Annotated in this window: 24 protein-coding genes; 7 read left to right on the top strand and 17 right to left on the bottom strand. The window is 71.3% G+C overall.

Going from position 1 to position 23,709, the window contains the following annotated elements; all coding sequences use genetic code 11:
- Positions 1-70: 70 nt before the first annotated feature.
- Positions 71-631: a helix-turn-helix domain-containing protein gene (locus tag ABD785_RS28395; protein ID WP_344834299.1), complete on the bottom strand. Its 561-nt coding sequence runs from the start codon at positions 629-631 to the stop codon at positions 71-73.
- Between the two features lie 53 nt (positions 632-684).
- Between ABD785_RS28395 and ABD785_RS28390 the strand changes: the two genes are divergently transcribed.
- Both ABD785_RS28390 and ABD785_RS28385 read left to right on the top strand, forming a co-directional pair.
- Positions 685-1,419, top strand: a complete 735-nt coding sequence (locus ABD785_RS28390) for an AzlC family ABC transporter permease (protein ID WP_344834296.1) — start codon at positions 685-687, stop codon at positions 1,417-1,419.
- Positions 1,419-1,718 (top strand): AzlD domain-containing protein, encoded by a 300-nt coding sequence (locus ABD785_RS28385; RefSeq protein WP_344834293.1) that lies wholly within the window; start codon positions 1,419-1,421, stop codon positions 1,716-1,718. The genes ABD785_RS28390 and ABD785_RS28385 overlap by 1 nt, the downstream gene beginning before the upstream one ends.
- On the opposite strand, the gene ABD785_RS28380 is transcribed toward ABD785_RS28385, so the two are convergent.
- Positions 1,702-2,487 carry a class I SAM-dependent methyltransferase gene (locus ABD785_RS28380; protein WP_344834291.1) on the bottom strand — a complete coding sequence of 262 codons (786 nt, stop codon included), beginning with the start codon at positions 2,485-2,487 and terminating at the stop codon, positions 1,702-1,704. The genes ABD785_RS28385 and ABD785_RS28380 overlap by 17 nt on opposite strands.
- A 186-nt stretch (positions 2,488-2,673) precedes the next feature.
- Here ABD785_RS28380 and ABD785_RS28375 point away from each other — a divergent pair, with 186 nt between their 5' ends.
- Positions 2,674-3,306, top strand: coding sequence for a TetR/AcrR family transcriptional regulator (locus ABD785_RS28375; protein ID WP_344834289.1), 633 nt, complete (start codon positions 2,674-2,676; stop codon positions 3,304-3,306).
- On the opposite strand, the gene ABD785_RS28370 is transcribed toward ABD785_RS28375, so the two are convergent.
- From ABD785_RS28370 to ABD785_RS28340, 7 genes are read right to left on the bottom strand one after another with little or no spacing between them, the layout of a single operon-like run.
- Complete coding sequence (locus tag ABD785_RS28370) at positions 3,296-4,891, bottom strand: xylulokinase (protein WP_344834286.1); 1,596 nt, start codon at positions 4,889-4,891, stop codon at positions 3,296-3,298. The genes ABD785_RS28375 and ABD785_RS28370 overlap by 11 nt on opposite strands.
- A gap of 17 nt (positions 4,892-4,908) precedes the next feature.
- Positions 4,909-6,342 (bottom strand): aspartate aminotransferase family protein, encoded by a 1,434-nt coding sequence (locus ABD785_RS28365; RefSeq protein WP_344834284.1) that lies wholly within the window; start codon positions 6,340-6,342, stop codon positions 4,909-4,911.
- Between the two features lie 13 nt (positions 6,343-6,355).
- Positions 6,356-7,003: a class II aldolase/adducin family protein gene (locus tag ABD785_RS28360; protein WP_344834281.1), complete on the bottom strand. Its 648-nt coding sequence runs from the start codon at positions 7,001-7,003 to the stop codon at positions 6,356-6,358.
- A gap of 60 nt (positions 7,004-7,063) precedes the next feature.
- A complete protein-coding gene (gene meaB, locus ABD785_RS28355; protein ID WP_344834279.1) occupies positions 7,064-8,041 on the bottom strand; it encodes a methylmalonyl Co-A mutase-associated GTPase MeaB in 978 nt (325 codons plus the stop codon).
- Positions 8,034-10,169, bottom strand: a complete 2,136-nt coding sequence (gene scpA / locus ABD785_RS28350; protein WP_344834338.1) for a methylmalonyl-CoA mutase — start codon at positions 10,167-10,169, stop codon at positions 8,034-8,036. Before scpA ends, meaB begins: the two co-directional genes overlap by 8 nt.
- Positions 10,170-10,204: 35 nt before the next feature.
- Entirely contained in the window at positions 10,205-11,968 is a 1,764-nt protein-coding gene (locus ABD785_RS28345; RefSeq protein ID WP_344834277.1) for a methylmalonyl-CoA mutase family protein, read from the bottom strand.
- Positions 11,969-12,001: 33 nt separating this feature from the next.
- Positions 12,002-12,211 carry an SCO4848 family membrane protein gene (locus ABD785_RS28340; RefSeq protein WP_344834275.1) on the bottom strand — a complete coding sequence of 70 codons (210 nt, stop codon included), beginning with the start codon at positions 12,209-12,211 and terminating at the stop codon, positions 12,002-12,004.
- A 52-nt stretch (positions 12,212-12,263) separates the two neighbouring features.
- On the opposite strand from ABD785_RS28340, the gene ABD785_RS28335 reads away from it, so the two are divergent.
- Positions 12,264-13,373, top strand: coding sequence for a D-alanyl-D-alanine carboxypeptidase family protein (locus ABD785_RS28335; protein ID WP_344834272.1), 1,110 nt, complete (start codon positions 12,264-12,266; stop codon positions 13,371-13,373).
- Between the two features lie 12 nt (positions 13,374-13,385).
- Here the strand turns inward: ABD785_RS28335 and ABD785_RS28330 are convergent, their stop codons facing one another.
- The gene (locus tag ABD785_RS28330) at positions 13,386-13,835 is read right to left on the bottom strand and encodes a hypothetical protein (RefSeq protein WP_344834269.1); all 450 of its coding nucleotides are present in this window, start codon (positions 13,833-13,835) and stop codon (positions 13,386-13,388) included.
- Between the two features lie 123 nt (positions 13,836-13,958).
- Between ABD785_RS28330 and ABD785_RS28325 the strand changes: the two genes are divergently transcribed.
- The gene (locus tag ABD785_RS28325; protein WP_344834266.1) at positions 13,959-15,659 is read left to right on the top strand and encodes a PIG-L family deacetylase; all 1,701 of its coding nucleotides are present in this window, start codon (positions 13,959-13,961) and stop codon (positions 15,657-15,659) included.
- Here the strand turns inward: ABD785_RS28325 and ABD785_RS28320 are convergent.
- The 4 genes from ABD785_RS28320 to ABD785_RS28305 are packed head-to-tail and all read right to left on the bottom strand — an operon-like array spanning position 15,634 to position 20,046.
- Positions 15,634-17,565: a DUF6077 domain-containing protein gene (locus ABD785_RS28320; protein WP_344834263.1), complete on the bottom strand. Its 1,932-nt coding sequence runs from the start codon at positions 17,563-17,565 to the stop codon at positions 15,634-15,636. The genes ABD785_RS28325 and ABD785_RS28320 overlap by 26 nt on opposite strands.
- Positions 17,562-18,836, bottom strand: coding sequence for a lipopolysaccharide biosynthesis protein (locus ABD785_RS28315; RefSeq protein ID WP_344834260.1), 1,275 nt, complete (start codon positions 18,834-18,836; stop codon positions 17,562-17,564). Before ABD785_RS28315 ends, ABD785_RS28320 begins: the two co-directional genes overlap by 4 nt.
- Positions 18,833-19,339, bottom strand: coding sequence for a DUF2304 domain-containing protein (locus ABD785_RS28310; protein ID WP_344834258.1), 507 nt, complete (start codon positions 19,337-19,339; stop codon positions 18,833-18,835). Before ABD785_RS28310 ends, ABD785_RS28315 begins: the two co-directional genes overlap by 4 nt.
- Positions 19,336-20,046 carry a glycosyltransferase family 2 protein gene (locus ABD785_RS28305; RefSeq protein ID WP_344834256.1) on the bottom strand — a complete coding sequence of 237 codons (711 nt, stop codon included), beginning with the start codon at positions 20,044-20,046 and terminating at the stop codon, positions 19,336-19,338. Before ABD785_RS28305 ends, ABD785_RS28310 begins: the two co-directional genes overlap by 4 nt.
- A 120-nt stretch (positions 20,047-20,166) precedes the next feature.
- Between ABD785_RS28305 and ABD785_RS28300 the strand changes: the two genes are divergently transcribed.
- On the top strand, positions 20,167-21,111 hold the full coding sequence (locus ABD785_RS28300) for a YihY/virulence factor BrkB family protein (protein ID WP_344834254.1): 945 nt from the start codon (positions 20,167-20,169) through the stop codon (positions 21,109-21,111).
- A 10-nt stretch (positions 21,112-21,121) separates the two neighbouring features.
- Here ABD785_RS28300 and ABD785_RS28295 read toward each other — a convergent pair whose 3' ends face one another.
- Positions 21,122-21,427, bottom strand: a complete 306-nt coding sequence (locus tag ABD785_RS28295; RefSeq protein WP_344834252.1) for a DUF397 domain-containing protein — start codon at positions 21,425-21,427, stop codon at positions 21,122-21,124.
- Entirely contained in the window at positions 21,424-22,287 is an 864-nt protein-coding gene (locus ABD785_RS28290; protein ID WP_344834249.1) for a helix-turn-helix domain-containing protein, read from the bottom strand. The genes ABD785_RS28295 and ABD785_RS28290 overlap by 4 nt, the downstream gene beginning before the upstream one ends.
- 184 nt (positions 22,288-22,471) lie before the next feature.
- Here ABD785_RS28290 and ABD785_RS28285 point away from each other — a divergent pair, with 184 nt between their 5' ends.
- A complete protein-coding gene (locus tag ABD785_RS28285; protein WP_344834247.1) occupies positions 22,472-22,879 on the top strand; it encodes an ATP-binding protein in 408 nt (135 codons plus the stop codon).
- A 9-nt stretch (positions 22,880-22,888) separates the two neighbouring features.
- Here the strand turns inward: ABD785_RS28285 and ABD785_RS28280 are convergent, their stop codons facing one another.
- Positions 22,889-23,680, bottom strand: coding sequence for a patatin-like phospholipase family protein (locus ABD785_RS28280; RefSeq protein ID WP_344834244.1), 792 nt, complete (start codon positions 23,678-23,680; stop codon positions 22,889-22,891).
- Positions 23,681-23,709: the final 29 nt, after the last annotated feature.

The following is a 23,709-nucleotide window of genomic DNA, read 5'->3' as shown; positions in this document are numbered from 1 at the left end:
TCCACAGGGCAATACTTGCAAGGACTTCACCATGCAATGCCCGGTATGCAGAAATTGACGCCCCTGGCGGTCAGATGTGTTCCATCACCATCACGGCCGTTGTGCCCGATTCAAGCGCTTTGAACAGGTGAGCCGAGTCACCCGGATACACGATGTAGTCACCGGGCCCCAGTTCCACCGGGGCCTCCGAGGGCCCCACGAGGGCGCGTCCGGTACTGATCACCACATGCTCCCGGGTGCCGGACTGGTGCGGATCGGACATCCGGGGCTCGCCCGGCTGGACCTCGATCCGGTAGATGTCCCGGCGGGCGTTCGGCGGGCTGGACGACAGCAGGGTCGCCGCGTAGGACGACCGCTCGGAGAACGTCATCGGGCCCTCGCCCGAGCGGATCACCCGGATGTCCCGGCGGGGCGGCTCGACCAGCGTGCTGAACGGGACGTCCAGGGCCACGCCGAGCGCCCACAGGGTCTCGACGCTGGGATTGCCGACCCCGCTCTCCAGCTGCGACAGCGTGCTCTTGGCGATGCCGGCCCGCCGCGCCACCTCGGTCAGCGACAGCCCGGTGCGGGCCCGCTCCCGGCGGATCGACGCCGCGATGACGGCGATCAGATCCACGTCCGTTCGTTCCATCGGACCTCTCGTTCGGCTTGACGAACATCTCGATTTCGTTCATCCTACCGGACATGCGTTCATTGTCCCGAACAGTCCGGAGAGACGTCGCCCTGGTGTGCGCCGCGGACGCCATCGTCGGGATGTCGTTCGGCGCGATCTGCGTGTCCGGCGGCCTCGACTGGTGGGTTCCGGTGCTGATGTCCCTGGCCGTCTTCGCGGGCGGCGCCCAGTTCGCCGCGGTGGGCGTCGTGCTGGGCGGCGGCGGCGCGGTCGCGGCCGTCGTCGCGGGGCTCGTGCTCAACGCCCGGCTGCTCCCGTTCGGCTTCGCGATCGCCGACGTGCTGCGCGGGCCCTGGTGGCAGCGGCTGGCCGGGGCGCACCTGCTGACCGACGAGGGGGTCGCCTTCGTGCTCCAGCAGGAGGATCCGAAGGCCCGGCGCTCGGTCTACTGGCTGTGCGGGATCGCGCTGTTCACCGTGTGGAACGTCTCGGTCGTGGCCGGGGCGGTCGCCGGCCAGGCCATCGGGGACACCGGGGCGCTCGGCCTCGACGCCATGTTCCCCGCCGTCCTGCTGGCCCTGGTCCTGCCCTCGCTGAAGGACGGGACCACCAGGAACGCGGCCGTGTGCGGCGCGGTCGTCGCCGTGGCCGCCGCCCCGTTCCTGCCCGCCGGGCTGCCGGTGCTGCTGTCCCTGCTGGGGCTGCTGCCCGTCGCCCGGACGCTGCTGCGCAAGGAGACCCGCGAGGAGCCCCGCAGGGAGACCCCCGCGAAGACCCTCGAAGAGAACAACGAGAAGGTGAGCTGATGCCGGTCTACGCGATCGCCCTGCTGGCGGCGGGGACCCTGGGGTTCCGGCTGGCGGGACCGATGATCAACCTGCCGGAGCGGCTGAGCACGCTGCTGACCGTGGCGGCGGCGGTGCTGCTGGTGGCGCTGACCGTCACGGCGGCCTTCACCGAGGGACATGACTTCGCGGGCTGGGCGCGTCCGGCCGGGGTGCTGGTGGCGGGGGGCCTGGCCCTGCGGCGGGCGCCGTTCCCCGTCATCGTGATCGCCGCCGCGGTGACGACGGCGGCGATCAGGGCCGTCATGCCGGGTGCGTGATCCGGATCTTGGACTGGTTGTGCTTGAGCTCCTCCCAGTCCTGCATGAACTCGGCCTTGAGCCCGTGCTTCTCGGCCAGGGCGACGAGCGTCTCGGTCCGGTAGTAGAAGTCCTCGTTCAGGACCTGGTGCTCCTCGCCCTCGGTCCGGTCGAAGGTGAAGTCGAAGTGCCCGGACGGCTTGAGGATCCGGCCCACGTGGACGAAGCACTCCTCGATCACGTTGATCGGGCAGTGGGAGTAGACGCTGTGGGCGTGGATCACGTCGAAGGCCGCGTCGGGGAAGGCGCTGAACCTGTTGTCCGAGACGAGGCTCAGCGAGGGCCGCTTGGCCTCGATCCCGTACTCGGCGAGCGTCCTGCGGGCGGCCTTGAGGATGTCGCGGGAGATGTCGATGCCGCTGTAGTTGCCGGTGTCGAGGTACTCGATGAACAGGCGGCCCGCCCGCAGGTTCCCGCAGCCGATCTCCAGCATCGTCTGCGACGGGACCAGCCCGTGCTTCTTGAGGTAGGTGAACTGCATCTTGCCGAGCGCGACCCAGCGGCCATGGGTCTGGCTGCCGACCGCCGCCTCCGGATTGCGTGCGGTGTCCGACTTCATCACCGCCGCGTAGTAGGCCAGGTGGTCGTCCCCGGTCCTCCACTTCAGCCAAGTGTCCCGCGCCAGCCGCCGGGCGTAGCGCGGCACCTTCCCTGGGTTCTTCACCGCGAACGAGATCTTGTGACTCAGACTCGAGCGGTTCTTCTTGACGAAGTCAGCTTCACGGACCATGGCCGGAGATTAGGGTACAAACCGACAAAAAGTAAATACTTCCTAAAAATTAGATACTATCTTCCGATAGGCACGTTCTCCCAGGTCACAGCACTGATCATCAGTACCGGCGCCCTCTTCGCGATCTCCCCTCCCAGCCGAGGGCCCGCACAGGGCCCCCGATAGGCTCGGGGGCGGGGAGGTGGCGTGGTGGAACCGGTGGCGGCGGGGGCGGAGCTCAAGCGGAGGCCGCAGCAGGCGCGGAGCCGGGCCCGGGTGCAGGCGATCCTCGACGCGGCCGACGGGATCATCGCCGCGGGCGGGTTCGAGGCGCTGACGATCAGGGCGATCACCGAGCGGGCCGGGGTGCCGGTCGGGAGCATCTATCAGTTCTTCCCCGACAAGAGCGCGATCGTCGACGCGCTCGGGCGGCACTACCTCGAAGGGTTCGACGGCGCCATCGCGGTGCTGGTGGAGCGGTCCGAGCAGGGGCCGATGGACGACCTGGTCGGCACCGTGGTCGACGCCTTCGCCGACATGTACCGGGAGAATCCCGGCTATGTGGCGCTGTGGACCGGCCGCCATCTCAGCCCGGAGCTCGCCCAGGAGGACCGCCTCAACAATGCGACGATCATGGTGGGCGTCCGGCGGATCCTCAGGGCCCAGCTCGGCCTGCGCGACGGCATCGAGCTGGAGCGGGCCGGCCGGATCGCGGTCTGGGTCGCCGACTCGGTGCTCCAGCACGTGTTCCGGGAGAACGCCGAACCGGAGCACCTCGAGGACCTGAAGCGGATGCTCCGGCTCTATCTGGACGATCTCGTGGCCCGGATCAGCCGTTGATCCTCGCGTACAGGGACCTGTTGTTCTTGTAAAGCGCCCGGAACGTCGCGAAGGCCTTGTCGTAGACCGCGCGGTTGGCCGGGTCGGGCGTGAAGACCCGGGCGATCTCCACCTGGTCCGGGATCTCCTCCCAGGTCAGCTCGCCGAGCGCCACCGAGGCGATCAGAGCCGCCCCCCGGACGTTCGCGAGGACCGGGTCGGCGACCTGGCGGATCTCACGGTCGAGGATGTCGGCCATCGCCTGGCACCACAGGGTCGACTTCGCCCCGCCGCCGATGAAGTTGAGATGGCCGAAGGGCTTCCCGGTGAACTTCTCGACCGACTCGTTCAGCCAGCGGGCGTTGAGCGCGATCCCCTCGAACGTGCTGCGGACCAGGTCGGCCCGGGTGGTCGTCAGGGAGATGTTGAACCAGCCGCCGCGGACGTTCCTGTCGTCGACCGGGGTGCGCTCGCCGTTGAGCCACGGGGTGAACACCACGCCGTTGCTGCCGGGCGGCGAGGTCTCGGCGAGGCGGTTCAGCCGTTCCAGGACCTCCTCGGGCGTCCCGTGGTCGCGCTCACCGGTCTCGAAGACGTCGCCGGGGATGAAGACGTTGTTGATCAGCCAGTCGATGCCCTTGCCGGCGACGTCCTGGATGGTGGCCACCCAGTACTTGCCGGGCACGACCGACGGCATCGAGGCCACCCCGGTGAGGATGTCGGTCTTCTTGTAGGGCACATGGCACGACAGCCAGGCCGACGTGCCGATGTAGAGGTGGCCCTGGCCGTCCAGGACGGCGCCCGCGCCGACCGCGGCCGCCGTGGTGTCCCCCGTGCCGGTGACGACCTGGACGCCCTTGTCCAGGCCGAGCTCATCGGCGACCCCGGGAAGGATCGGCCCGACGATCGAGCCGGGCGGCACCAGCTCGGGCAGCTTGGCCGGGTCGAGCCCGGCCATCCTGATCAGCCGGTCGTCGTAGGCGACCCCGCCCCTTCCCTTCGTGCTCCGATTGTCGGTGCACCAGCGCAGCACGATCGTGTCGTGTGCCGCTACCGGGCGGCCCGTCATCCGCATCGTCAGGTACTCGGGGACGTCCAGGAGATGGGCCGCCGCCCGGTACACCTCGGGGCGCTCGTGCTTCAGGAAGGCGATCTGGCCGACGGGGTCCTTGCCCGTCAGGGTGGGGACTCCTCCGGTCTTCTTGATCCATTCCCGGAGCTTGAAGGCGTTGTAGCCGACGCCCGGAACGGTCAGGCCGCTCCCGGCCAGCTCCTTGGAGTACCCGGCGCCCCGGCCGTCCATCCAGATCACGGCGTTGTGCAGATGCCGTCCGGAGGCGTCGACGGGCACGATGCCGCCCCACTGGGACGACATGCAGATCGCCCTGATCTCGCCGAGGGGGGCGAGGTCGCGGGCGAGCAGCCGCTGGAGCGCGGTGGAGATCGCCCTCCACCAGTCGTCCGGGTCCTGCTCGGCGCCGCCGCCGGGCAGGAAGTGGACGGGAGTGGGCTCGAACTCGTGGCCGAGGACGCGCCCGCCGGTCGTGGCGAGCGCGACCTTGGGGCCGCCGGTCCCGAGGTCGACGCCGATGACGTAGCCGCTCATTCTCCGTCCTTCCGGACCTACACGCGCGCGAAGACGCGGTCGAAGCGGGCGAGCGCGTCGTCGATGACCTCGTCGGTGTCGGCCATCGAGGTGTACAGGCGGCTGCCCGCCAGGGTGACGACGCCCTCGGCGGAGAACGCCATCGACATCTGGCCGAGCATGTCCTTGCGCGGGCCGAGCTCGGTGAAGAACTCGGGGTCGTGGATCGACAGGTGCAGCACGCCCGAGGTGTGCAGGTGCACGACGGAGCCCACGTTGTAGACGACGTAGGGCAGGTCGTACCGGGCGATCAGCGCCGACAGCCCGGCCCTGAGACGGTCGCCCGCGCGCCCGGCGATGGCCGGGGCGTTGGTCCGGTCCATCTCCAGCAGGGTGTGGTAGCCCGCCGCGCAGGACATCGGGTTGGCCGACAGCGTGCCGCCGACCAGGGCCCGCTTGCCCGCCGCGGTGAGCCCACCGGCGAAGACGTTCATCACCTCGTCGCTGCCTCCGATGCCGCCCGCCGCCGGGTACCCTCCGGCCACGCACTTGCCGAAGACCGTCAGGTCGGGCTTCACCCCGAAGTACCCCTGGGCGCCGCCCATGCCCAGGCGGAAGCCGGTGACGACCTCGTCGAAGACCAGCAGGGCGCCGAACTCGTCGCACAGCTCGCGGACCTGGGCGTTGAACCCGTGCCGCACGAGGTGGGCGCCGGACTCGGGGCCGATCGGCTCGACGAACACCGCCGCGGTCCCGCCGTTCCCGGCGTTGGCCGCGAGCTTGGCGCGCAGCTCGTCGAGGTCGCCGGGGGCCACCTCCTGGGTGAGCTGGAGAGCGCCCGCGGGGATGCCCGCGGCCTCCAGCGAGCCGGTGCCGGGGATGCGCAGGCCGAAGACGACCTGGTCGGACCAGCCGTGGTAGGCGCCGCCCACCTTGATCACGTGGGACTTGCCGGTGTAGGCGCGGGCCGCCCGGACGGCCGCCATGACGCCCTCGGTGCCCGAGCCGAGCATCCGGAACTTCTGGACGTTCGGCATGAAGTCGTGGATCAGCTTGGCGAGCTTGACCTCGTAGGCGTGCAGCATCCCGGTGACGGGGCCGCAGTCGGCGATCAGCTGGGTGATCTCCTCGCGGACGGGCGCGTAGTTGCTGCCGAGCACGGTCGGCCCGCCGGCCTGGAGGAAGTCGATGTACCTGTTGCCGTCGACGTCCCACAGGTGGGCGCCCTCGGCCTTGACGATGTCGAGCGCCCACGGGTCGTTCAGCGCCAGGTTGTGCTGGACTCCGCCCGGGATGTAGCGCTGGGCCTCCTCGAAGGTGGCCTTGGAGCCGGCCGCGTTCGCCTCGTACCAGGCGTGGTACTCGGCGAGGATCTCGTCGCTCAGCCGCCGGATCGGGGTGTGGACGAGGCGGTCGAGGTCCTTCTCGACGGCGTCGACGTCCGGCCACTGGGAGATCGCGTTGTCACTCATCGGTCGGGTCCTCTCAGAGCTTCTTGGTGGTGCCGTAGCCGCCCGCGAGGGCCTGCATGATGACGTCCTCCTGCTCCTTGGCGTCCAGGACGCGCGGGGTGCCGAGGGCGAGGGCCTTCACGTAGACCTCGCAGAGCCACTCGGTGAGCTCGAGGTTGTCGACGGCCTTGGCGAGCGTCGAGCCGATCGCGATGGAGCCGTGGTTCTGCATGAGGGCCGCCTGCCGGCCTTCGAGGGCCTTGACGACGTGCGCCGCCAGGTCGTCGCTGCCGTAGCAGGCGTAGGGGGCCACGCGGATCGGGCCGCCGAGGCCGAGCATCGTGTAGTGGATCATCGGGATCTCGTCGAGGGTGACCGAGACGGCCGAGGACGTCACCGCGTGGGTGTGCATGATCGCCGCGGCGCCGGTCGCGCGGTACACCGACAGGTGCATCGGGACCTCGGAGGTGGGGGCCAGCTCGCCCTCGACGATCTCGCCGTCCAGGTTCATGACCGTCATGTCGGCCGCGGACAGCTCGCTGATCACCCCGCCGGTGGGGGTGACCGCGATCAGGTCGTCGATCCGGACCGACAGGTTGCCGCTGGTGCCGATGACCAGCCCGCCCGCGGCCAGCCTGCGGCCCGCGGCCGCCAGCTCCGCGCGTTCCTTCTCGAGCAGCACGATCTTCCTCCCCGGTCCATCATGAACATGAACTCACTTTCATATTAGCCGGGGAGGTTACTACAGGGAATCCGGGTCGAAAACCCCCAGGAGACGTTCGGCGGCGGTCGAGGGCGGGAGGACACCCTCGGCGATCATGGGTTCCAGCTCGGCGGCGAGCTCCCGGACGGCCGGATGGGTGTGCAGCGCGGTGAGCAGGCGGTCCTCGACCATGGCCCAGGTCCAGCGGATCTGCTGCCCGCGGCGGATCCGCTCCAGCTCTCCGGACGCCCGCAGCTCGTCCTGGTGGGCGACCAGGTGGTTCCAGACCTCCTCCAGGCCCGCGCTCTCCAGAGCGCTGCACGTCAGGACGGGGACGACCCGGCCGCCCGACCGCAGCAGGCGCAGCGCTCCGGCCAGCTCGCGCGCGGCCTTCTGCGCCTCCAGGGCGTGCGCGCCGTCGGCCTTGTTGACGGCGATCACGTCCGCCAGCTCCAGGACGCCCTTCTTGATGCCCTGGAGCTGGTCGCCGGTCCTGGCGATGGTGAGGAACAGGAACGAGTCGACCATCTCGGCGACGGTCGTCTCGGACTGGCCGACCCCGACCGTCTCGACGAGGACGACGTCGTGGCCCGCCGCCTCCATGACGACCATGGCCTCGCGGGTGGCCTTGGCGACGCCGCCGAGCGTCCCCGCGGTCGGCGACGGCCGGATGAAGGCGTTCTCGTCGACCGCCAGCCGGGCCATCCGGGTCTTGTCGCCCAGGATGGAGCCGCCCGTCCGGGTGGAGGAGGGGTCGACCGCGAGAACGGCGACCTTGTGGCCCTTGCCGGTGAGCAGCGTGCCGAGGGCGTCGATGAAGGTCGACTTCCCGACGCCCGGCACCCCGGTGATGCCGATCCTGCGGGCGTTCCCCGCGAGCGGGGTCAGCTCGGCCAGGACCGCCTGGGCCAGATCATGGTGCCGGGGCCTGGTGGACTCCACGAGCGTGATCGCACGGGCGATCCACGCCCGGGAGCCCTCCCGGACCCCGGTGACGTACTCGGCTACCTCAGGCATGGCCAAGACGGGCGGACAGCTCCTTGAGCAGATCGGTGGCGGCGTCGGCCAGCACGGTACCGGGCGGGAAGATCGCCGAGGCGCCCGCCGCGCGGAGCTCGTCGAAGTCCTGCGGCGGGATGACGCCCCCCACGACGATCATGATGTCGTCGCGGCCCTCGCCCGCCAGCGCCTCGCGCAGCGCGGGGACGAGGGTGAGGTGTCCGGCGGCCAGGGAGTTGACGCCGACGATGTGCACGTCGGCCTCGACCGCCTGGCGGGCGACCTCCTCGGGGGTGGAGAACAGCGGGCCGACGTCGACGTCGAAGCCGAGGTCGGCGAAGCCCGTGGCGATGACCTTCTGGCCGCGGTCGTGGCCGTCCTGGCCCATCTTGGCGACGAGGATGCGCGGGCGGCGGCCCTCCTCCTCGGCGAACGCGTCGGTGGCCGCGCGGGCAGCCTCGATCGAGGACACGTTCCCCGCCTCCTCCCGGTAGACGCCCGAGATCGTGCGGATCGTCGCGGCGTGACGTCCGTACACCTTTTCCAGCGCGTCGGAGATCTCACCTACCGTCGCCTTCGCGCGGGCCGCGTCGATGGCGAGCTTCAGCAGGTTGTGCTCCAGGTCGCCGACCGCGTCCGAGCCCGCCGCCGCCGTGAGGGCGTCGAGGGCGCGGGAGACCTCGTCGGGGTTCCGCTCGGCCCGCAGCCGCTCCAGCTTGGCGATCTGCTGGGCGCGGACCGAGGCGTTGTCGACCTTGAGGACGTCGATCAGCTCGTCGGCGTCCGGACGGTACTTGTTGACGCCGATCACCGGCTGGCGGCCCGAGTCGATCCGCGCCTGGGTGCGGGCGGCGGCCTCCTCGATGCGCAGCTTGGGCAGGCCCTCGTCGATGGCGCGGGCCATCCCGCCGAACTTCTCGACCTCCTGGATGTGCTCCCAGGCGCGGGCGGCGAGGTCGTGCGTCAGCTTCTCGACGTAGAACGAGCCGCCCCACGGGTCGATCGTCCGGGTGGTGCCCGACTCCTGCTGGAGCAGGAGCTGGGTGTTGCGGGCGATCCTCGCGGAGAAGTCCGTCGGCAGGGCGAGCGCCTCGTCGAGGGCGTTGGTGTGCAGCGACTGGGTGTGGCCCTGGGTCGCGGCCATCGCCTCGATCATGGTGCGGGCGACGTTGTTGTAGACGTCCTGGGCCGTCAGCGACCAGCCGGAGGTCTGCGAGTGCGTGCGCAGGTTGAGCGACTTGTCCGACTTGGGGCCGAACTCCTTGACGAGCTTCGCCCAGAGCAGGCGCCCGGCCCGCAGCTTGGCGACCTCCATGAAGAAGTTCATCCCGATCGCCCAGAAGAACGACAGGCGCGGCGCGAAGGCGTCGATGTCGAGGCCCGCCTCGCGGCCCGCCCGGATGTACTCCACGCCGTCGGCGAGGGTGTAGGCGAGTTCCAGGTCGGCCGTGGCCCCGGCCTCCTGGATGTGGTAGCCCGAGATGGAGATCGAGTTGTACTTCGGCATCTTCTGCGAGGTGAACGCGAAGATGTCGGAGATGATCCGCATCGAGGGCGTCGGCGGGTAGATGTAGGTGTTGCGGACCATGAACTCCTTGAGGATGTCGTTCTGAATGGTCCCGGCGAGCTGCTCGGGTGCGACGCCCTGTTCCTCGGCGGCCACCACGTACAGCGCCAGGACCGGCAGGACGGCCCCGTTCATGGTCATCGACACGGACATCTTGTCGAGCGGGATCCCGTCGAAGAGCTGCCGCATGTCGTAGATCGAGTCGATGGCGACGCCCGCCATGCCGACGTCGCCCGCCACCCTGGGGTGGTCGGAGTCGTAGCCGCGGTGGGTGGCGAGGTCGAAGGCGACCGACAGGCCCTTCTGCCCGGCCGCGAGGTTGCGGCGGTAGAAGGCGTTGGACTCCTCGGCCGTCGAGAACCCGGCGTACTGGCGGATCGTCCACGGCTGGGTGGCGTACATCGGGGCGTAGGGGCCGCGCAGGAACGGCTTGATCCCGGGGAAGGTGTTCAGGAAGTCGAGCCCGGCGACGTCCTCGGCGGCGTACAGCGGCGGCACCGCGATGCCCTCGGGGGTGTCCCAGGCGGGCCGGGGCCCGGAGAGCCCGCGCCACCGGTTCTCCAGGACGCTCGGCGCCATCGGCTCTCCCAGGGAGAGCTCGGAGAAGTCGGGGATCACTGTGCCTCCTTCGAGGTCGGGACGGCCGCCTTGAAGGCGTTGAGGATCTCGACGGCGTTGCAGCCCGCGAACAGGTTGCCGTCCACGCCGTCGAAGCCGCCCTTGCCCGCCAGCCAGACGGTGCCGGCGCCCTTGGCCTTCAGCGTGGCGGCGGCGTCGGCCGCCCCCTCGGCGTACAGCTTGTCGCTGGAGCAGATCACCGCCGCGAAGCCGCCGGGGAAGTCCTCGGGGGTGCCGGTGACGGTCGCGAAGCCGCCCGCCTGGAGCAGGTTGGCGGCGAAGGAGGCGCGGGCGGTGTGCACGGCGACCGGGCCGAGCGTCGCCAGGTAGACCTGCGGACGCTCGGGCTGCTCGTCGGCCCAGGCCCGCAGGTCCTCGTAGTCGAGGTCGTAGTGCACCGCGGGAAGCCCGCCCGACAGCGCCTCGGGGGCGGTGTCGCGGATCGGGAGCGTCTCGGCGAGGTTGGGGAACTCGCTGACGCCCGTCAGCGGGGCCTTGCGGCGGGCGAGGTCCTTGCGGCGCAGCGACCAGGTGTCGGCGACGGCCGTCTCGATCAGGCCGTTCTGGAGGGCGGCCGCCAGGCCGCCCGACCGCTCGATCTCGACGAAGAACGCCCAGGCGCTGCGCGCCAGCTCCTCGGTGAGCCGCTCGACGTACCAGGAGCCGCCCGCGGGGTCGACGACCCGGGCCAGCGAGGCCTCCTCCAGCAGGAGCGTCTGGGTGTTGCGGGCGATCCGCCGGGAGAACCCGTCGGGCAGCCCGAGCCTGGCGTCGAACGGCTGGACGGTCACGGAGTCCGCGCCGCCGACCCCGGCCGCGAAGCAGGCGATCGTGGTGCGCAGCATGTTCACCCACGGGTCGCGGCGCGTCATCATCGCCGAGGAGGTCACCGCGTGGATCCGGCAGGACGGGTCGGAGATCGTCGAGACCTCGGCGACCCTGGCCCACAGCCGCCGGGCCGCGCGCAGCTTCGCGATCGTCGCGAACTGGTCGGCGTTCGCGGCGTACCGGAACTCCAGCTGGCCCGCGGCCTCGTCGGCGCTCAGGCCCGCCTCGGTCAGCTCCCGCAGGTAGGCGACGGCCGCGGCGAGCGCCGCGCCGAGCTCCTGGGCGTCCGAGCCGCCGGCGTCGTGGTAGACGGTGCCGTCGACGGTGAAGGTCCTGATGCCGGGATGATCGGCGACGACCTGCCGGGCGAGGTCCACCGGGGTGGGCACCAGGAACCCGGTCCTGGCGGCGAGCCCGAGCGGGTCGGCCCCGAGGTTGCCGAGCGTCCCCGGAACGGCGATCTTGAGGAAGGCCTCGGCGGCCTGGCGGGTCTGCGGGCCGGCGTCGATGACCACGGGCGCGAGGTCGGTCAGCACCCCCTCGAGGACCTTGCCGAGCAGCGGCACCGGGATTCCGGCCGTCCCGACGGTCAGCCACACCGAGGTGGCCCCGCTCTCGAGATCGGCGAGGATCGCGGGGCCCGTGACCTCGGGCCGGGGATCGGCGTGCCGCTGCCGTACGTCCCAGCCGGCGAGGGTGTCGTCGCGCGCCCCGTCCCGCAGGTAAGCGGGGAAGGGCCGCGAGGCGGGCGCCTCGTCGGCGGTGTACAGCGGGGCGATCGGGACCCCGTCGTAGGACTGCCCGGTCAGCAGTTCCTCGACGGCGTCGAGTGAGGTTTCGTCGGTGGCGGCTCCGGACTTGCGGAGTACGCCCTTCAATAGCTCCCGCCAACGCTCGCGCTCAGCTGGGGGGAAGGCAGCAGCCAACTCCATGGCCCGCATCGTAAGCGAGCCCCGACTCACCGCCTACGACCGGGGTGACTTCCAGGCCTTCCAGCCGATCGCCGCCAGCACCCCGGCCAGCACGACATTGAAGGCGACCAGGACATAGTGGACGACATAGAAGGCGGTCTCCCGCTTCGGGCCGCTCCCGAGGTTCTTCGCCAGCATCAGCCACTCGAAGACCATGAAAGCGGCCAGACCGATCAGAAACCCGGAGACGCGTCGAGAAGTCACGGACGCAGGATATGGCGCTCTCCGGCCCAAATCCGATTAGGCTCCTTTGCCTATGGGAGCACCTCTGCGCGCAGCCGCCCTGCTGACGGCTTCGGCCCTGACCCTCGCCACCTGCCCGGTCGAGGCCGGGGCGGCGCCCAAGGCGGCCGGCCCGAAGTTCAAGGGCAAGGGCTCCTACATCGTCGTGGACGGTGACACCGGCCAGGTTCTGGCGGGCCGGAACGAGCGCGTGAAGTACCTGCCGGCCAGCACCCAGAAGGTCCTGACGGCCCTCACGCTGATCCCGCTCCTGCACCCCGACGACAAGATCAAGGCGACCGCGAAGTCCTGCTATCCCGAGGGCACGAAGGTCGGGATGGACCCCAAGCTCAGCTACAAGGCGTCGGACCTGTTCAAGGCGATGCTGATGATGTCGGCCAACGACGCGGCGATGACCCTCACCCTGCCCAACGGGTACAAGCAGACGATCGCGCTGATGAACGCCAAGGCCAAGGAGATCGGCGCGACGGACACCGTCGCCGGGTCGCCCAACGGCCTGGACGTCGACCTCGGGCTGAACCTGAAGACCCAGCACACGACCTCCTTCGATCTGGCGATCCAGATGCGGGCGGCGCTGAAGCTGCCGGAGTTCGTCCAGTACGCGCAGACCGTCAACGCGAAGTTCCCCGCGCTGTCGGTGCCGAAGAAGGACAAGAAGACCGGCAAGAAGACCAAGCCGAAGATCTACCAGATGCCGATCTACAGCCACATCCGGCTGCTGCCGACCGAGTCCCAGGAGTACAAGGGGTTCATCGCCGGCAAGAACGGCTACACCAACGCCGCCCAGCAGACCTTCGTCGGCGCGGCCAAGCGGAACGGCCACACGATCATCGTCGCCCTCATGAAGGCCGAGACGCTGTGGTCCAACGCCTCCGCGCTGTTCGACTGGGGCTTCGCCAACGACGGCAAGGTCACCCCGATCGGGAACCTGCCCGACGAGTCCGCGCCCGGCAAGGCCGCGATGTCGGCCGCCCTGCCGCCCGCCGTCCCGGCCGGCAAGACCAGCGGCGGCGGTACCGACCGCTCCGACGACTACCTGCTCGGCGGCATCGGCCTCGCCTTCATCCTGGCCGGGGTCGGCGTTCTGCTCTTCCGCCGCAAGCGGCCGACCTCCTCCTCCTAGAAACGGGCGAGTTCAGAAGCGGGCGGTGTTGTTGGCCGGAGCCCAGTCGACGGCGTCGGTCTTGAGGGGCAGGACCAGCGGGCCGCGCCGGCGGGTGACCAGGGTGAAGGTGAGGTCGTCGCCCGGGTCCAGGCCCCGCGGCCAGTCGCACTCCAGGATCCGGCCGTCCTTGCGGCAGGCCGGGGAGCGCACGGAGAACGTCCCGGGGACGGTCGTGCGCAGGCGCAGCCGGCCGGTGGCGTCCGGGCCCGCGTTGCCGACCCGGACGGTGTGGACGTACCGCTCGTGGTGACGCCTCGTCCGGACGGTCACCGAGGCGTCGGCGACCCTCCGGGCGACCGCCGCCGGGGTGCCGTCGCGGACCGGCACGGGAATCGAGGCGACGCCCACGCAGACGCTCCCGGCCAGGATCACGCCGATCGCGACCGGCACCAATGCCTGTTTTCTGGACCGCTGTGCCATCAGACGCCCCCTAGTGGTCAAATCCTTACAGACGGTAGCGCGACGGCTACGGGAACGTCACGTGTTCGGTAGGATCCGCTCGGCGCCCTGACGATCCGGGCCCCCGTCCCGGAGGTTCCCCCCTTGCACCGTCTCCGCCGCAGGACCGCTTTCGCGCTGTCCCTGACCCTGTCCAGCGTGCTCAGCGTGACCCGGCTCGACGCCATCCACGCCACGGCGCGGCCCCGGGCCGAACGGCCCCGGCCCGCGCACGCCGTCCGGTACATGCAGGTCGTCGCCCACCCCGACGACGACCTGCTGTTCATGAACCCCGACCTGAGCCGGGTCCTCGCCTCGGGCGACCCCGCCGTGACGGTCTTCACGACCGCCGGGCAGAAGACCGGCGCCGGGACCACCGGGGCGGAGCGCGCCCGCAACCGCCAGCGCGGCATCCTCAACGCCTACGCGGCCATGGCGGACGCCGCCGACGGGGACCGCGACAGCCAGCGGGAGTGGGCCTATGAGCTCCTGACCCTCGGCGTCCACCAGGTCGAGCGCTACCGGCTGAGGGCGCGGCCGGAGATCCAGGTGGTCTTCGCCGGGCTCCCCGACGGCGGGATGCACGGGCTCGTCCAGGGGGCCGACCTTCTCTCGGTCATCCCGGCCGGGCGGCCGGTCACCGCCACCCGCTACCTCCGTGCCGACGCCGTGGGGCTGCTGCGGACGCTGATGCTCCGGTACCGGCCGACCGTGCTGCGCGTCCAGGACGTCCGGCCCGAGGGGCGCGACCACGCCGACCATGTCACGACGGCCCGGCTGGCCACCGAGGCGGCGGCCGGGATCGTCCCGGTCGTGCTGGGCTACCGGGCCTACAACATCAGGCTGGCGCCGCCCAACCTGTCGGAGGCCGAGGCGGCGAGGAAGCTGGCGGTCTTCGACGAGTACCGCCACCGGGAGCCGGACGGCTCGTTCCGCTACCACGCCTTCTCCAACCAGCTCGAGAAGTACACGCGCCGCATGTACCCGCGCAGTCCGCTCGGCACCGGCTGGGCGGCCCGCCAGGACGGCATGATCACGCTCTACCGGGTCGTCGGCGGCTCCGTGCGGGTCGTCCGGCGGATCGGGGAGGGCTGGGCGTCGCTGGACCTCCCCCCGGGGGGCGGGGCCCTGGCTCCGGGCGTCACGGCGGATGAGCAGGGGGTGCTGGGCGTCCGGCTGGACGATCATCACGTGGTGCGGTGGGACGGGGCGTCCTGGCACGACCTCGGGTGCCCCGGCGGGCGGCGTCCCGAGCTGACCGGCACCCCGCTGGCGGCCGGGCCCGACGTCTACGTGCGCGACGGCGACGGCGGGGTGAGCGTCCTGCGCGGTGGTGAGACGCGGTGGCGGCGGCTGGGCGGGCGGTTCGTGCAGGACGGCCTGGCCACCGACGGTTCCGCGGTCTACGCCTCGACCAGGGCGACGCGGAACGGACCGCCCGCCCGGCTGCTGCGCTACGCGGGCGGCCGGGTCGTCGCGCTGGCCGCCTCGCCGTCGGGCCCGCCGACGGTGGCGTCCGGGGGACGGGTGGTGTTCCGGGGGCGGGGCGGGCTGTCGTCGCTGACGGGCGACCTCGGCGGCGGCGGTTCCGGCCAGGCGGCCGCCGCGGGCGCGCTGCTGTTCGAGCGGGACGCCTCGGGCGGGGTCTCGGTCCACGGCGAGGAGGGCTGGACCTCTCTCGGCGGGACGATCGTCGACTCGCCTTCGGCCGTCCGGGACGGGAGCTCGTTCTGGGTCTTCGGGCTCGGCGCCGACGGGCGGATCTGGGCGCGGCACGGGCTCAGCCCGTGGGAGTCCCCGGCGTGAAGCAGACCAGCTCGTAGACGCGGGCGGACCGGGTGTACCCCGACTGCTGGAGCAGCTTCTGGCCACGCGAGTTCCGCTGGTCGACGCAGGCGTAGGTGACGCCGACCCGGCCGAGGGCGGCCTGGACGTCGGCGGCCGGCATGGTCGCGGTGCCGTAGCGGGTCAGGGCGGTCAGCAGCTCCCGGTCGTCACGGAACCGCTGGTCCACCGGCAGCAGGATCAGGTGCCGGGACTGCGGATTGACGGCGTTGAGCCGGGTCGTGAGCAGCGGGAACCACCGCATGTACTTCTGCGGAGCGAGGACGACGGCCCTGTCGGGGAGGGTCCTGGCGATCTGCTGGACGGTCAGCATGTCCCACCGCTTGACCTTCCAGGCGGGGGTGCCGGCGACCTCGGTGCCGGTCTGGAGCGACCAGATCGGCAGCCCGGTCGGGATGATCGTCGCGATGAGCGCGGCGGCCGGGAGCGGGGCCAGCCACCTGGACGGCAGCGGGACGGCCGCGATCAGCCCGACCAGCGCCGGGATCGGGGCCACCCACGGCATCCGCCACATGATCTGGGCGGCGCCGGTGGTGTCGCCGAGGAACTCCAGCACCCCGGGGATCAGCATGACGGTGAGGACGGCCGAGGCTCCCGCCGCCATCAGCGCGGGCCCGCCGCGCCTGGCCAGCCAGGGCCCGCCCCAGAGCGCCACGCCCGCGATCACCCCCATCGTGCCGGTGAGCAGGACCCTGGCGTAGGTGTGCGGGGCGTCGTAGAAGGCGCCGGTGACCTCGTGGTTGCTGGTCGGGATCAGCGCGACGGCCAGCCCCGCGCCGACCGGGTAGACCGCGGCGAGGCAGGCCCAGGCGGCCTCGAAGAACTTGCGGGCCAGAACCAGGGCCAGCACCGCTCCCCCGACGATCAGCGGCACGATGAAGGTCGAGGTGGTGGTCAGGCCCGTCGCGGCGACGCCCGCGACGCCCGCCATCCCGAGGTCGAACTTGGAGCGGGCCGAGGCCCAGCGCGTCAGGTAGGTGTAGATCAGCGGGACCAGCAGCGACAGGAAGATCGCCTTGCCCTGCCACATCCGCAGCAGGTGGAAGGGGCCGAACGCGGCGCCGTGGGCGCCGGTCCACAGCAGGTAGACCGCCGCGACGGCGAAGCAGAGGAACGCGCGGCGCGGCGCCCACTCGCGGACCAGCCGCCACAGCGCCCAGACCGAGCAGAACACCACGAACGGCAGGACCCTGAACCACAGGAACTCCTGGGCCGACACCCCGAACGCCCGCGCCAGCCCGCCGACCAGCACCTCGAAGGACGGAACCGGCGGCTCTCCGGAGATCTGGCCGACCGCGCCCTGGGTGAAGATCGCGTCCTTGACGGGGATGAACCCGGTCTCGGCGGTCCTGATCGAACGGGAGACGTAGAAGACGTCGTCGCCGTCGGTGTTGACCGTGGAGAGCGAGAGGACCGCGGCCGCGGCCGCCGCGGCGAGCACCGGAACGGTCCCCCAGGCCGGGGCCCTGGGTCCCTCGGGACCGAGCGCCCGTGCGGCGATCCCGGCCAGCGAGAGCAGGGCCGCGATCCCGGCCACGACGCAGGCCAGGACCCAGGAGTAGCCGAAGTCGCGGTGCAGGCCCGCCAGCCACCCCGCAGCGAGGGCGGCGATCACCCCCGCGGTCCACAGGACGCCCCGGTCCGGGCCCTCCTGCCCCTCGGGCCAGCCGCCGAGCCGCCGCCACTGGAAGAACCCGTACAGCACGAACGCCATCCCGGTGACGATCAGCCAGAGGGTGAGGAGCACCAGCACCTCGGGCTTGAACACCAGGCCGACGTGGAAACAGACCGTCCAGACCGCGAACGAGACCACGACCAGGTCCAGTGCCCCGTCGACGACGCGCCGCGGCCAGCTCGCGAACCTCACCGCACGGCCCCGCTCGCCGTGACCCCGCCCGGCCGGGCGGATCTGAGCCGCAGGGCGGTACGGGCGGCGGCGGTGGCGCAGGAGAGCATCAGGGCGAGTTCCACACGGGCTAGGGGCGGGAGGGGAAGCGCGCAGGCCAGGACGAAGACGCCCAGGGCGGCCAGCCAGGACAGCGCGTTGTCGCGGTGGCGGCCGAGCGAGACCAGGGCCGACTGGAAGACCTGGGCGACCATGTAGAGGGCGGTCGCGGCGGCCAGGACCACCAGGTGCACGCGGCCGAGGGTGAACTCCGGGCCGAACAGCAGCCGCAGCAGCCACGGCCCGAGCAGGGCGGCGCCGAGCACGCCCGCCCCGCCGACGGCGGCCGTCGCGGCGAGGACCCCGCGCAGCTTGGCGCGGAACGCCGTCCGGTCGCCCGTGGCCAGCGCCGCCGACAGGCCCGGCAGCAGGACGGCCTGCACCCCCTGGAACAGGAAGAGCGGCACCCGGGCGATGACGAACGCGGCCAGGAACTGCCCGGCGGTGTCGTCGTGCGGCGACAGCAGCTTCAGCGCGACCATCGCGGCGTTCGCGACGCCCTGCGCGCACAGGCAGCCCAGCAGCAGCCAGCCGAGGTTCTCCGACAGCTCCGACCAGGGCGCGGGCGGCCCCGCCGGCACGGCCCCGCGCAGGCCGGGCAGGGTCAGCAGCAGGGCGAGGAGCGGGGCGAGGGCCAGCAGCCAGAAATAGGGCGCCGCGCTGTGGACGCCCCAGGCCAGCAGGGCCGCACAGGCCGCCATCCGGACGACGCCCTCCACGCCGAGCTGCGCGGAGTACCAGCCGAACCGGGACGATCCCGCGAAGACCCCCCTGGTGACGTACTGGGCGGCCATCACCCCGAGCGCCAGGGCGAGCGCGCCCGCCGCGGTCCAGGCGCCGTCGAACAGCCGCGGCACCAGCGCGGGCGCCAGCAGCGCCCCGGCCGTGAGCAGCGCCGCCAGCACGGCCCCGGCGGCCGCGGCCACCCGGACGACCAGCGGACGCGTCCCGGTGCCGAGGGCGGTCCGGTGCGCGTGGGCCCGGCCCAGCTCCTGCTCGAACGGCAGGAACGCGCCGATCCCGAACGTGTAGATCAGGGTCCACAGGGTCGACAGCGAGGAGAAGGCATCGGGCCCGACCGCGCGGGCCGACACCACCAGATAGACGCTGGCCGACAGCCCGAGCAGCACCAGCCCGCCGCCCATGGTCAGGGCGCCGGTCCTGATCGTCGGGGCGGTCCGGACCGCGCTCATCCGGCCTCGTCCCAGGTGCCGGGCCCGTAGCCCTCCAGCGGCCGGTCGATGCCGGGACGGTCGAGCTCCTCGGTCTCCCAGGCGTCCGGATCCTCCATCCCGGCGGTGTACCGGTCGTCGGGACTCTTGTCGCCGGAGCTCTCGTCGTGGGCCCTCCGGCCGGTGCGGACCTGGCGTTCGAGGGTCAGCCGCTGGAGGCCGAGCTCCTCCGCGAGGGTGCGGACGCGTTCCTCCAGCCGTCCGACCTCCGAGCTGAGCTGGACGTTCACCGCCAGCAGCACCAGGCTCGCGACGAAGAACAGCAGGTTCGCCGGGACCTCCACACCGGCCATCCGGGCGGCCCGCTCCAGCAGCGGCGGATAGACCGCGACCGCCGCGATCAGCACCGAGAGCAGCACCCAGAACACGGCGTACTTCTCCCGCAGCTTGCGGCGCCGCAGCATCTCGAAGATGACGCCGAGCGTCACGACGGCACCCACGAGGCCGAGGGTGTAGACCGTCACACGAACGCCCTGCGCCGGACCAGGGCCAGCCCGAGCGCGGTGACGGCGCGCACCAGGTAGGCGGCGGCCCGGAGCGGGGACTGGCTGGCCCGGCCCGCGTACCTCGGGCGCATGACCACCGGCACCTGCTGGACGGTGCAGCCCGCCCTGATCGCGATCACCAGGGACTCGACGGTGTCGCCGAGGTACTCCGCCGGATAGTGGTCGGCGAAGATCGGCAGCGCCCTGGCCCCGGCGGCACGGAAGCCGCTGGTGGTGTCGGTCAGCCGGGTGCCGGCGAGCCGGGAGAGCGTCCCGGCGAGCAGGCTCATGGCCCAGCGGCGCGGCCCGCGGCCCGCGTCGTAGCGGCCGGCCCCGGCGAAGCGGGCGCCGATCACGACGTCGGCCTCGCCGAGGGCGTCGAGCAGGACCTTGACGTAGGCGCAGTCGTGCTGGCCGTCGGCGTCGACCTGGACGACGGCGTCATAACCCTCGCGCCGGGCGTACCGGAAACCGGCCCGCATGGCGCCGCCGACGCCGAGGTTGAAGGGCAACCGCACCACGGAGGCGCCGTGCAGGGAGGCCACCCCCGCGGTGCCGTCATGGGAGCCGTCATCGACGACGAGAACGTCCAGAGCTGGGCAGACGGCATGAAGTTCGGACAGGACCCCGGCTATCGAATCCTCTTCGTTCCACGCCGGCACGACGACGAGGGGTCGTTCGGGCACGGTGGTTCCTCGATTCGGAGGGTGGCGGGGGTCCTCTAATAGAGACACGCCGGAAGGCCAAAAGGTTGCCGGAAAGCGACCTGGAAGTGAAACGGCGCCGCTCGGGGTAGGGTCTGCGCCGTGGCGAAGGTGATCGACAGCATGATGGCGCGCTACGAGGCAGCGCGCCGCGGTCTGGTCGCCTTGCTCCGGACCCGGCGCGCGGGCTGGCCGTGGTTCGACCATCTCGCGCGGGCGTGGGTCCGCTTCGAGGACAAGCGTGGCAGCCAGCTCGCCGCCGCGCTGACCTTCTACGCTTTCCTTTCCTTCTTCCCGCTGCTCGCCCTGGCCTACGCCCTGCTCGGCTACGTGGTGAACATCAGCGAGACCACGCAGGAGTACCTGATCAAGGCGATGGAGGACTACCTGCCGGGCCTCGCCGACAAGCTGGACGTCCAGCAGATCGCCCAGGCCCGCCAGGGCGCGGGCGTCATCGGCCTCATCGGCCTGGCCCTGGCCGGGCTCGGCTGGGTCGCCAGCCTCCGCGCCTCGATCCGCGACCTGTGGGACCAGGATCCGAACGGGGCGGGCAACTACTTCCTGGTCAAAGGCCGCGACCTGCTCATCCTGCTGTTCCTTGGCCTCATGCTGATCTGCTCGGTCGCCGCGACCACGGTGACGACGAGCCTCACCAACCAGTTCCTCGACCTCATCGGGATGTCGGGCAGCTCGGGCGGCGCCGTCCTGGTCGTGCTGGCGGCGCCGATGGTCGCGCTGGTCTTCAACACGATCATCTTTCTGGTGCTCTACACCCGGCTGTCGGGGACCAACGCGCACTGGCGCCACGTCTTCAAGGGCGCGATGCTCGCCGCCGTCGGCTTCGAGGTCCTGAAGACCTTCGCCGCCCTCCTCCTCAGCCGGACGGCCAACAACCCGGTCTACGCCTCGTTCGCCGTCCTCATCGGCGTCCTCATCTGGATGAACCTGGTCTCCCGGCTCACCTTCTACGCCGCCGCCTGGACCGCCACCCGCTCCAAGGTCATGACCGCCGACACCCCCACCCACGCCGACCCGGACGCCGCCTGACCGTCCCGGCCTAGGGCCTGACCCCCGCCCGGAACGCCTCCCAAGCCCCCGCCCCGAACACCAGCACCCCGCCCCCGGGATGCTTGGAATCCCGCACGAGCACCCGCCGAGCACCCCCGGCCACCTCGACGCACTCAGCTCCGCCGCTGCCGCTGTGGCTGCTCTTGTGCCAGGCTGCGATTTCGACGCACTCTTGGCCCTCGCTGCCGCTGTGGCTGCTCTTCCGCCAAGCCACAACCTCGACGCACTGCCCTTCCGCGCCGCTGCTGTAGGTGCTCTTGCGCCAAGGAAGTCCAGAGAACCTCAGACCGCTCATGCTTCTGACACTAGCCGTTCGATCAGATCCAGAGTGTTTGATTCGGACAGCGATACCGCGCGTAGATGGTCGAAGACGAGGCTATAGCGCTTGGTCTCTTCCACTTGCTCCAGGTACCAGCCTTGGGTGAGGTTCTCGACCAGAACGATGTCGAGGTTGTGCGCGGTGAAGATGCTGAACGAGCCGTTCAAGCCAGCGTGCCCCTGCGCCGAGTAGGGCAAGACCTGGATCGTCACGTTGGCCAGCTGGGCCTGCGCAAGAAGGTGCCGTAGTTGCTCTCGGCGAACCTGCGGGCCGCCGAACTCCTGCATCAGGCACGCTTCGCTCATGACGACCCGCAAGTGCGGGGGATCGTCAGATGTCAGTAGTTGCTGGCGGCGCGATCTTATGGCCGCCAATCCTTCGATATCGGGCGGCTTTCCCATAGAGATCCCGGACGCGATGACAGCCCGCGCGTAGTCGTCGGTTTGGAGCAAGCCGGGAATCAAATGAAGCTGCCAGGTACGGATCGACGCCGATGCGGCCTCTATCGAGATGTAGTCGAACATCGCCGAGGACATGCCCTCGTACGTCTGCCACCAGCCCTGTGACTTGGCGTTGCGGGCGAGCGCGAACAGAGACTCGCGCAGCAGCAGGTCCGTCACCGCGTACTTGTCGAGGATCTGTTCCAGGGCGGGGCGGCGGATGCCGCGTTGGGCGTTCTCCAGCTTGCTGAGGGAGGACTCGGTGCGGCCGAGGAGATGCGCGGCGGCGTGGAGGCCGAGGCCGCGGGACTCGCGGATGCGTTTCAGCTCCAGCGCCAGGCGTCGCTGGCGCCAGGTCGGGGGGTCGCTGCCGGGGACTGCGAGCGCGTCGGCCATGCACACATGGTGGCCGAGTCGCTACCGGAATTCTGGAAGTTGCGGGTTCGGTCCGGAATTGACTGAGTGCGGGGGCGCACCGGGGCAGGTGGGGACAGAGGGCGGGTGTGGGGGGTGATGGGCGGGTTCGCCGTTGATGCTTGCTGTCGGTAGCTGTAGCGAGTGGAACGGAAGGAGCGGCCGGGTGGAGACTGCGGAGCGGCGGCGGTTCGAGGTCATGGTGCTGCCCGGGGTGCCCAGGGCGGCCACGGCGGCGCGGCAGGTGCTGCGCGATCTGCTGGTGGACGGGCATCCGGGGCTGGCGGACGCCGAGGTCTGCATGTCGGAGCTGATCGCGAACGCGTTGCGGCACACCTCCAGCGGGGTCGACGGCGGCCGGGTCCGGGTCGAGGTCGAGTTCGGCAAGGAGTGCGTCCGGATCAAGGTCGTCGACGACGGCGGCGGCGACTCGACGCCCCGGCTGGTCGAAGGCGACGGCGAGTCCGGGCGGGGCATGACGATCGTCGACGCCCTGTCCAGCAGCTGGGACGTCGAGTACGTCGCGGGCAAGACGGGCGTCTGGTTCGAGATCCGGCCGGACCCGGGACCCTGAGGACGTCCCTCAGCGGCTCAGCAGCGGGGCGACGGCCTCCGCCTGGGCCCGTCCCGCCCGGTAGGAGGGCGTCCACGCCGCCCGCCTCCCGACGTCCGGGCCTATCGCCCCGACCGACGCGTCATCGGGCACGATCTTCAGACCGGCGCCTTCGGGAAGCGGCGGTGTGGGAAAGGCGTGGCCCATCGGTTCGAGGACGACGACGAATCCGGCGTGCGCGGCGAGGTCGGCGTTGGCGCCCGCGCGCAGGGCGCCGTCGAGGTGGGGCTCGCCCCGCAGGGTCACGGGCGGGGAGAGGGTCGGCATCGCGGTGCTCGCCGCCACGGCGGCCCGCAGCGGCACCCCGTCCTCGCGCGACCACACCACGGGACGCCCGGTCGCCGCGTTGACCGTGGGGATCAGCAGCGGGGTCGACGGCCAGGCGGGGTCGCCGCCGATCGTCCAGCCCATCTGCGCCAGGTGGAGTTCCTCGGGGTAGGGGGCGGCGGCCGCCGCCAGGAGCCCGACCTCGCGCAGGGCGGCGTCCGGCGCGAGCCCCTCCTTCCCGAGCAGCGCGAACACCTCGCCGAGCCGCTCAGGCCCCGCCGAGGGAACCTTCGACTCAGGAAGCTCCTCCAGGTCGGCCAGGTCACGCCCGGTCGTCAGGGCCGCCGCCACGATGGCCCCCGCCGACGTCCCGACCAGCAGATCCGCGGCCCCCAGATCGTGTCCGCGATCCCGCAGACCCCGCGCCAGCCCCGCCATCCACGCCGTCCCGACCGGTCCGCCCGGCCCCAGCACCACCGCAAGAGAGATCGTCATGACCCCACCCTGCGACTTCAACCTTCCTT

Source organism: Actinocorallia longicatena, from assembly GCF_039534125.1.
GTDB lineage: Bacteria > Actinomycetota > Actinomycetes > Streptosporangiales > Streptosporangiaceae > Actinocorallia > Actinocorallia longicatena.
This window is presented reverse-complemented; position numbering and strand designations above follow the sequence as displayed.

Coding starts and splice junctions, on each gene's coding strand:
- ABD785_RS28395 (WP_344834299.1), bottom strand. CDS start 631: ATGGAACGAACGGACGTGGATCTGATCGCCGTCATCGCGGCGTCGATC.
- ABD785_RS28390 (WP_344834296.1), top strand. CDS start 685: ATGCGTTCATTGTCCCGAACAGTCCGGAGAGACGTCGCCCTGGTGTGC.
- ABD785_RS28385 (WP_344834293.1), top strand. CDS start 1,419: ATGCCGGTCTACGCGATCGCCCTGCTGGCGGCGGGGACCCTGGGGTTC.
- ABD785_RS28380 (WP_344834291.1), bottom strand. CDS start 2,487: ATGGTCCGTGAAGCTGACTTCGTCAAGAAGAACCGCTCGAGTCTGAGT.
- ABD785_RS28370 (WP_344834286.1), bottom strand. CDS start 4,891: ATGAGCGGCTACGTCATCGGCGTCGACCTCGGGACCGGCGGCCCCAAG.
- ABD785_RS28365 (WP_344834284.1), bottom strand. CDS start 6,342: ATGAGTGACAACGCGATCTCCCAGTGGCCGGACGTCGACGCCGTCGAG.
- meaB (WP_344834279.1), bottom strand. CDS start 8,041: ATGCCTGAGGTAGCCGAGTACGTCACCGGGGTCCGGGAGGGCTCCCGG.
- scpA (WP_344834338.1), bottom strand. CDS start 10,169: ATGGCGCCGAGCGTCCTGGAGAACCGGTGGCGCGGGCTCTCCGGGCCC.
- ABD785_RS28345 (WP_344834277.1), bottom strand. CDS start 11,968: ATGGAGTTGGCTGCTGCCTTCCCCCCAGCTGAGCGCGAGCGTTGGCGG.
- ABD785_RS28335 (WP_344834272.1), top strand. CDS start 12,264: ATGGGAGCACCTCTGCGCGCAGCCGCCCTGCTGACGGCTTCGGCCCTG.
- ABD785_RS28330 (WP_344834269.1), bottom strand. CDS start 13,835: ATGGCACAGCGGTCCAGAAAACAGGCATTGGTGCCGGTCGCGATCGGC.
- ABD785_RS28315 (WP_344834260.1), bottom strand. CDS start 18,836: ATGAGCGCGGTCCGGACCGCCCCGACGATCAGGACCGGCGCCCTGACC.
- ABD785_RS28295 (WP_344834252.1), bottom strand. CDS start 21,427: ATGAGCGGTCTGAGGTTCTCTGGACTTCCTTGGCGCAAGAGCACCTAC.
- ABD785_RS28290 (WP_344834249.1), bottom strand. CDS start 22,287: ATGGCCGACGCGCTCGCAGTCCCCGGCAGCGACCCCCCGACCTGGCGC.
- ABD785_RS28280 (WP_344834244.1), bottom strand. CDS start 23,680: ATGACGATCTCTCTTGCGGTGGTGCTGGGGCCGGGCGGACCGGTCGGG.